General features: G+C 65.7%; 5 protein-coding genes. All 5 read right to left on the bottom strand.

Going from position 1 to position 8,103, the window contains the following annotated elements:
* On the bottom strand, positions 1 to 1,522 hold a 1,522-nt coding region (gene pknB, locus J7I79_RS21370), incomplete at its 3' end, for a Stk1 family PASTA domain-containing Ser/Thr kinase (protein ID WP_311380639.1).
* A gap of 56 nt (positions 1,523 to 1,578) precedes the next feature.
* A complete protein-coding gene (locus J7I79_RS21365; RefSeq protein ID WP_214956786.1) occupies positions 1,579 to 3,411 on the bottom strand; it encodes a protein kinase domain-containing protein in 1,833 nt (610 codons plus the stop codon).
* Complete coding sequence (locus tag J7I79_RS21360) at positions 3,408 to 4,868, bottom strand: penicillin-binding protein 2 (RefSeq protein WP_214956784.1); 1,461 nt, start codon at positions 4,866 to 4,868, stop codon at positions 3,408 to 3,410. Before J7I79_RS21360 ends, J7I79_RS21365 begins: the two co-directional genes overlap by 4 nt.
* Complete coding sequence (locus J7I79_RS21355; protein ID WP_214956782.1) at positions 4,865 to 6,328, bottom strand: FtsW/RodA/SpoVE family cell cycle protein; 1,464 nt, start codon at positions 6,326 to 6,328, stop codon at positions 4,865 to 4,867. Before J7I79_RS21355 ends, J7I79_RS21360 begins: the two co-directional genes overlap by 4 nt.
* Positions 6,325 to 8,103 (bottom strand): protein phosphatase 2C domain-containing protein, encoded by a 1,779-nt coding sequence (locus J7I79_RS21350; protein ID WP_396020232.1) that lies wholly within the window; start codon positions 8,101 to 8,103, stop codon positions 6,325 to 6,327. The genes J7I79_RS21355 and J7I79_RS21350 overlap by 4 nt, the downstream gene beginning before the upstream one ends.

The following is an 8,103-nucleotide window of genomic DNA, read 5'->3' as shown; positions in this document are numbered from 1 at the left end:
TGGTGCCGGGCGCGCCGGCTAGTCCGATCTGCCGCAAAACATCCCGGGCAGCCGCTTCCGTCCGCCCCGGCAGGTCATTCGGGATCTTGACGGCGCTCGGACCGTCGGAGATGTTCAGGGTCACCTTGGAGTCGGGTTCCATGGACGTTCCTGCCGCCGGCACCGTACCGATGGCTGTGCCCTTGGTGACAGTGTCGTGCCGGAGCCGGTTGATCTGCGGACTGAGCCTGGCGTTGTACAGGCGCTGCAACGCCTCGGATTCGGTGAGCGCAGATACCGAGGGCACCTGGATCTTGGCCACCGGAGGGGGCGGCTGGTTCATCATGTTGTAGAGCCAGAGGCCACCCCCGGCGAGGACCAGCAAGGTGAATATCACCAGGGTGGCAATCCAGGTCCGACGGCGGGACTTCTGCCGCGGCGTGCGGTCACGTTCCGGCGGAAGCCCGAGGGGAAGCTCGCTGGCCTCCGAGGATTCGTATACCTGGGCCGGAATTGGCCGGTCATCGCCGAGCGTGTCGTGGACCGGCCGGAGCCGTCCGCTCGGCGAATCGTCAAGGAAGCTTGCACCCGTGACCGAGTACGGGGCCGCCTGGGCCGTCCGTTCCGCGGCTGGGACCGTGTTGTGGGGTTCCGTCGAGGCCTCGGCTGCCGCCACGTCCGGCACGGGAATGCCATTGCGCGCCGCCCGGAGGGCCCGCTGGAACGCCGCCGCATCCTGGAAACGGTCCGCACGGTTCTTTTGCAGGGCCTTGGCCAGGACGCTGTCCAGGGCCTCTGACACGTCATGGTTGAGGCTGCTGGCCGGTTCCGGGATCTCGCGGACGTGCTGGTAGGCCACGGAAACGGGACTGTCGCCAATGAACGGAGGCCGCCCCGTCAGCATTTCGTACAGCAGGCAAGCCGCGGAATAGAGGTCACTGCGGGCGTCCACCGTTTCACCGCGGGCCTGCTCAGGGGAAAGATACTGCGCGGTGCCCACCACCGCCTGGGTCTGCGTCATCGTGGCGGACGAATCGGCCATGGCCCGGGCAATGCCAAAGTCCATCACCTTGATGGTGTCCGAATCCTCGCAGAACATCACGTTTGCCGGCTTGATATCCCGGTGGACGATACCCGCCCGGTGGCTGTACTCAAGGGCCGAGAGCACACCAAGGGTGAAGTCGATGGCATGGCCGATACTGACTTCCTTGGCGCGGATAAGATCTCTGAGGGTCTTTCCGGACACGAACTCCATCACGATGTAGGGCACCCGGACGGTGTCCTCCGGACCTCCCGGAACCGCGTGGTCCCCGGTGTCGTAGATGGCAACGATCGAGGGATGGTTCAACGCGGCCACGGCCTGGGCCTCGCGCTTGAACCGCGCCTGGAACTGCGGGTCCCGGGCGAGGTCCGGCCGCAGGAGCTTGATGGCCACTGTCCGGCCCAGCCGGGTATCAACGCCGCGGTGCACGTCGGCCATGCCGCCGCGGCCGATCAGCTCACCGAGTTCGTACCGTCCGTTGAGGACGCGCTGGGTATTCACTGGGAGGCTGTCCTCTCTGTGCGACGGGATACGGGGTGAGTCCGGCAAGGTGCGCCCTAGTTCGACGTCGAGGTACTGGGCGTGGGCAGGAGTTCCCGGGCCAGGTGGTAAGTCACGACAGAACCGGCGGGTACCTTCTTGCCGGCGCCCGGCTCCGAACTGACGAACGTGCCGGGCTGCTGGCCTGCACTGCCTGGTACGTCTTCACCCTTCACCCAGCGCAGCCCGGCCTCCTCGATGGCGCGCTGCGTCTGTGCTTCAGAGCTGCCGACGCCAATTGCTGGCACCGACGACTCCTGGCTCGGGTCGGGGCCCTTCGAATAGGTGACAGTGATGGCCTGCCCGGGGTTTACCGGACCCGACGGCTCGATATTGGTGACCGTGCCTGACGGCGCATCGTTGAAGACCTGCTCGCCAATGACCTGGAGTCCCATGCCAACCAGCGCGCTGCGTACCTCGTTGTACGGCCGCCCAAGGTAGGCGTCCGGGATCAGGTTAATGGTCTCCGGAGTGCTTTGCGTCGGTGTGGGCGTCGGGCTCGCGCTGGTGGGCGTGGGGCTCGCCGATTTGGACGTCGGCGACGTGCTGCTGGGCTTGGCGCTGCTTGACGTCGACGAGGACTCTGCCGGACTGGACGGGGCGAAGATGCCGGCCTGCGTGAGAACGACACCTATCAGGGCGAAGAGCACCAGCACGATCAGGGCGATGAGCGGCCACGTCCACGGGCTGCGGCCCTTGCGCTGGGGCTCGTCCACGGGTTCGTCGTAGCGGTCCTGCTCCTCCTCCTGCTCCCAACTGCGTTCGGCAGCAAGGGCGTCGGCGCGTGACAGGGTGCTGCGCGGACCTGTTGCGCCGGCAGCGCCGGCACCGGCGGCAAGCCCTGCGGCTGCCCCGGCGCCCGCGGCGCCGACCACAGGGAGTGCGGAAGTCGTCGTCGTCGATTTGTCCTTTTCCGGACTGGAATCGATGACGCCGGTCGCAGCGGTGGGGATGTCCACCGGTGCTGTGATTGGACCCGTGGCCGCCTCGAAGAGCAGCATTCCGGGTACAGCGGCATGCGCAGCGGCGATGTCGCCGTTGCGGATGGCTTCCGCCGCCTCGGACAGCTTGATGGCGTTGGCCGGGCGGTTCTTGGGATCCTTGGCCAGCATGGACATCAGGAGCGCCCGTACCGGCGTAGGCAGGGTTTCCGGCAGCGGCGGCGGGGCATCATTCACCTGGGCAAGCGCAATGGCGATCTGCGATTCACCGGAGAACGGACGGTGGCCCGTGAGGCACTCGTAGCCGATGACGCCCAGTGAGTAGATGTCCGAGGCGCCCGTGGCGGTCTGGCCGGTGGCCTGCTCCGGTGCGAGGTACTGGGCCGTGCCCATGACCTGTCCGGTCTGGGTGAGCGGGACCTGGTCCGCCAGCCGGGCGATGCCGAAGTCGGTCACCTTGACGCGGCCGTCCGGCATGATCAGCAGGTTGCCCGGCTTGATGTCGCGGTGAACCAATCCCTGGGAGTGGGCCACGGACAGGGCGCGGGCAGTCTGGGCGATCATGGACAGCGTACGGTCCGGGGACAGCACCTGTTCGTGTTCAATGATGCTGCTCAGCGGATGGCCCGGGACCAGCTCCATCACCAGGTAGGCCGATCCCTCTTCTTCCCCGTAGTCAAAGACGTTGGCGATGCCGACGTGGTTCAGAAGCGCCGTGTGGCGCGCCTCGGCACGGAAGCGCTGGAGGAACCCGGGGTCGCCGGTGTACTCCTCTTTGAGCACCTTGATGGCGACTATCCTGCCAAGGATAAGGTCCTTGGCTTTCCAGACTTCTCCCATCCCGCCAATCGCAATACGCGTGGTCAGCTGGAATCTCCCGCCGAGGGTGATTCCTGATGTAGGCCTCACTTATTCAACACCGCCTCAAAAATCTTTTTCGCGTTCGGACTGGTTAGCTGTGCACCGGTAGTGATGTCCACGCCCTGCATGACGATGGTCACCGACACCTGCGGGTCATTGGCCGGGGCGAACCCCGTAAACCATGAATTGTTCAAGCCGTCTGTTCCCAGCTCGGCGGTGCCGGTCTTGCCGGCCACCTGGACGCCCGGCACGGCCGCGCCACGGCCAATGCCCTGACTGACGACGCTGGTCATCCACTCGGTGATCTGCTGCGAAATCTCCGGGCTGGTGGACGTCCGGAGGACTTCCGGCTTCGGTTCGCTGATGATCCGCAGGTCCGGTGACCGCAAGGTCTTGATCAGGTTGGGCCGCATCTGGACGCCGCCGTTGGCGATGGCTGAAGTCATCAGCGCAATCTGCAGGGGTGTGGCACGGACATCGCGCTGGCCGATGGCGGACTGGGCGAGCCCGGCCGCGTCGAGTTCCTCCTCCGGGAAGGGCCTCTTGGCGTAGTCCAGCTTCAGCTGGTCACCGAGGTCCTCGCCGAAGCCGAACTTTGCGGCCTGGTCGGCGATCGCTTGCTGGCCCAGGTCCCGGGCGATCTCCGCGAAAGGCGTGTTGCAGGACTGCTGGAGGGCAAAGGCGAAGTCCGCCGTGTTCTGCGTGTAGCAATTGCCGCCGGCGTAGTTGGGCAGCTTGTACTGGATGCCGGGGAAGCTCATCTCGGCGGGGTTGGGCAGGACACTGTCCTTGTTGTACTTGCCCGAGCTCAGCGCCGCAGCCGTGTCAACGAGCTTGAACACCGAGCCAGGCGCCAGCAGCGCGCCGGTGGGGCCGCTGACGTTCTGGTTCAGGTTGATTCCTGGGATCTTGTTCAGCTCGTTGTAGTTGGCTGCCTCGGCGTCCGGGTCCTGGGTGGCGATCAGGTTGGGATCGTAGGACGGCTTGGACACCATGGCCAGGATGTCGCCCGTTTTGGGGTTCGTAACCACAATGGAGCCGCGCTGGCCGTCCGGAATCAGGTCGTAGGCGAGCTTCTGGATCTCAGGATCCAGCGTGAGTTCAACCGAGGCGCCCTTGGGCTGGTTGCCGAGGAACAGCTGGCCCACCCGGTCCAGGAAGAGCTGGTCCGAGCTGCCGGCCAGTTGCTGGTTGAGGGCACTTTCCAGCCCGGTGACACCGAAGCTCCGGGAGAAGTATCCCGTGATGCCCGCATACAGTTCGGGCTCCGTGTAGGTCCGCTGGAACTTACAGCTTTCCGAGGCGGCAACGGACTGGGCGATGGGCTTTCCGCCGACGATGATTGCACCGCGGTCGTTGCAGTAGTTCTGCAGGATGGCGCGCTTGTTCCAGGCGTTGGCCTGCAGCTCGTCCGCGCCCACCACCTGGACGTAGCTGAGGGCGCCGAAGATCAGCGCGAACATGGCTACCGCGGCAATCCATGAATTCCGAATTGCATGGTTCACAGTTGTTTCACCGCTTCAGTTGGCGCGTCGGGATGGGCGGAGGAAGGCTGCCGGCCGGGTTGTTTGGCCGGTCGCGGCGGGGAGGATGGAGCGGGCTTCTTTTCGCCAGGCTCCGCGCCGTGCGGCATTGGCGTGGTGTCCACCGGCCCGCGTGCGGTGTGCGAGATCATCAGCAGCAGGCCAACGATGATCCAGTTGGCAAGCAGCGAGGACCCGCCCGCTGCCAGGAACGGAGTGGTGAGCCCGGTCAGTGGAATCAGCCGCGTGACGCCGCCGATCACCACAAAACACTGCAGGGCGATGGCGAAGGACAGCCCGCAGGCCAGCAGCTTCCCGAAAGCATCCCGCGTGCCGAGCGCTGCACGGAAACCGCGCGTGAACAGGAGCAGGTACATCAGCACGATGGCGAAGAGGCCGATCAGGCCAAGTTCCTCGCCGAAGGAAGCGATGATCATGTCGCTGTTGGCAAACGGCACCAGGTTCGGCCGCCCCTGGCCGAGGCCCGTGCCCACCAGGCCGCCGTTGGCCATCCCAAACAGGCCCTCAACGATCTGGAGGCTGCCGCCGAACTGCCGTCCGTAAACTTCGTCCGTGAAGGCGTTGAGCCACCCGTCGATGCGGAGACCCACGTGGGAGAAGACCCGGGAGGCGATAAAGCCGCCGCCCAGCAGCAGGCCGACACCGATGATAACCCAGCTGATCCGGCTCGTGGCCACGTAGATCATCACGATGAACAGGCCGAAGAACAGCACTGAGGAGCCAAGGTCCCGCTGGAAGATCAGCACGCCGATGCTCACCAGCCAGGCCGTGATCATGGGGCCCATGTCCTTGAAGCGCGGGAACTGGAGCGGCCCGATCTTGCGGCCCGCGAGCAGGATGAGATCGCGGTTGGAGGAAAGATAACCGGCGAAGAATATAGCCAGGGTGATCTTGGCAACTTCACCCGGCTGGAACGTCATAGGGCCGATCTTGATCCAGACGCTGGCTCCAAGGATTTCGCCCGCGGAGACGCCGGGTACCAGCGGCAGAATCAGCAGCAGGGCACTCACTGCCAATGAGATGTAGGTGAAACGGCGTAGGATCCGGTGGTCCTTGAGGAACCAGATAACGGCGATAGCGACGCCCATGGCGACCAGCGTCCAGCGGAGCTGGTTGTTGCCGGTGTCCTCACCCACCCGGTCGAGGCGGTGGATCATGGCAAGGCCCAGGCCGTTCAGGGCGACCACGAGGGGAAGAATAACCGGATCGGCATATTTCGCGCGGATGCGGAGCACCACGTGGAAAGCAAGGGCGGCAGCGGCCAGCATGCTGGACTGGAACCAGAAATCCGTGTCAAACGCTTTTTCCTGGTCAACCCCTACGAGGGCGTTGGCGCCGATGCCGACGGCAAGGGCAAGAACCAGCAGGGCAAGCTCGGTGTTCCTGCGCGGCTTGGGGGTGGCGGCCTCGAGCTGTGTCATTTGGCCTCCTCACAAGCGTTGGCGGTCTGGCTGGGCGTGGCGGTCGGTGCGGGCGTTCCGGGCGGTGCTGTACCGCTCGGCGAGGGCGCTGCTCCGGTGGCCGACGGGGCGGTGGTGGAAGTGGGCGACGGAGTGGGGCACTCGTCCGCCGGCGACGTGGTCCCTGTCAGGTCCAGGTTCTTGACGATCCGCTGTGCGTCATAGAGGTCGCGCGCCGGCACCGTCTGACGGACCCGCTGCTGCGAAAATTCCGGGAGATCCGACATCTTGATGTCCGTCACTGTCTCCAGGGTCGACAGTTGAATGGGTCCCAGGCGCTGTGAGACGCCGTTGTAGATGGCAACCCGCTGGTCGTATTCGCCGATGTAGTAGCGCGTCTGCGTCCAGGCATAGCCGAGCCACAGTCCGACGCTTAGGATCACGAGCAGGACCGCGGCCGTGGCGATGGTGACCCAGCGGCGTGGCTTCGCGGCAGGCTTGTACTCGTCGGTTTCCTCACGGTCCTGGTCCGCCTTGTGCGTGAGCACGGTTGCGGCGCGGCGCGCGACGGTCCGGCCGGCGATCGTGGGGATGGAACCGGCTTCAGCGGCCGTGGCGGCCGCGCCAACGAGCTCATGCGGACGTGTTGAAAGTTCCTCGCGGAGAACGGCAGCCGAAAGGTGCTCGCCCAGGTGCGGGTCCGTGGTGGTGGAGGGTTCAGCCGGTTGTGGTGTTGGCCCGGGGGCGCTGTTGCCGGCGCTTCCGCCGTCAGTGCTCCCGGCGCCGCCGTCGGCAACGTCTCCGACAGGCTTCGGTTCGGAGCCATCGGCAGCCCCGGGGGCGGCTTCCGGGGGGTTTGTTCCGCCAGTTCCGCCGGTTCCGTCGGTCGTTTCCTGCAGCTGTGCCTCTTCGTCAGGAATTTTGGTGGCGGGCGCCGGGGTGGCCGCCAGGGCTGCCGCGCCGGCAGCAATTGCGCTGCCGGCCTGCGGCTGGACGATTTCGACGGCGGCGGTGCGGACGTCGTCGGGAGTCTGCTCCACGATTTCCAGCATGACCACGGTGACGTTGTCCGGGGCGCCGGCTTCAAGGGTCAGGTCCACGAGCGTTTCGACGCATTCGCGCAGGTCCTTGGTCTCACGGACCGTGCGTTCCACCACGTGTCCCGCAACGTAGTTCAGGCCGTCGGAGCAGAGGAGCCACCGTTCGCCGGGTTCGACGTCAAGGGTGGCCAGATCGAGCTCTGGGCTAGCATCGACGTCGCCCAGGACCCGCATCAGAACGTTCTTGTGCGGATGTGTTTCCGCTTCTTCCGGGCGAAGCCTGCCCTCGTCGATGAGCCTTTGGACGAACGTGTGGTCGACGCTGATCTGCTTGAATTCGCCGTTGCGCAGCCGGTAGGCGCGGGAGTCGCCGATGTGGGCGAAGTGAAGTTTGCCTTCGGCCAAGAGCAGGGCCGTGACAGTGGTGCCCATCCCGGCAAGCTTGGGATTGATGTGGACCAGTTCGGACAGGAGGGAATTGGCGGTCTGGATTTCGTCCGCCAGGACGGTTCCCGCGTCGCCGTCGTAATTCCCGTGGTCCAGGTGGAGCATGTCCAGGACAGTCGCCGCGGAGGCCACGTCACCCCCGGCGTGGCCACCCATGCCGTCGGCCACAACGGCCAGGTGCCGGCCGACGTAGGCGGAGTCATCATTTTTGGCGCGGATGCGTCCCACATCCGAGCGGGCGGCGTAGCGCATGATGAGCGGCCGCATCGGGGTTGGGCCCTTTTCGGCGGGAATCTCCGGGACGGCCAC

Origin of the sequence: Arthrobacter sp. ISL-69, from assembly GCF_018613775.1 — a bacterium.
Classification (GTDB): Bacteria; Actinomycetota; Actinomycetes; order Actinomycetales; family Micrococcaceae; genus Arthrobacter.
Note: the sequence above shows the minus strand (reverse complement) of the source record. Positions and strands in the feature narration are given on the sequence as shown.

What these genes read in the sequence shown, in the direction of transcription:
- J7I79_RS21355 (WP_214956782.1), bottom strand. Translation starts at nt 6,328, where the DNA reads ATGACACAGCTCGAGGCCGCCACCCCCAAGCCGCGCAGGAACACCGAG.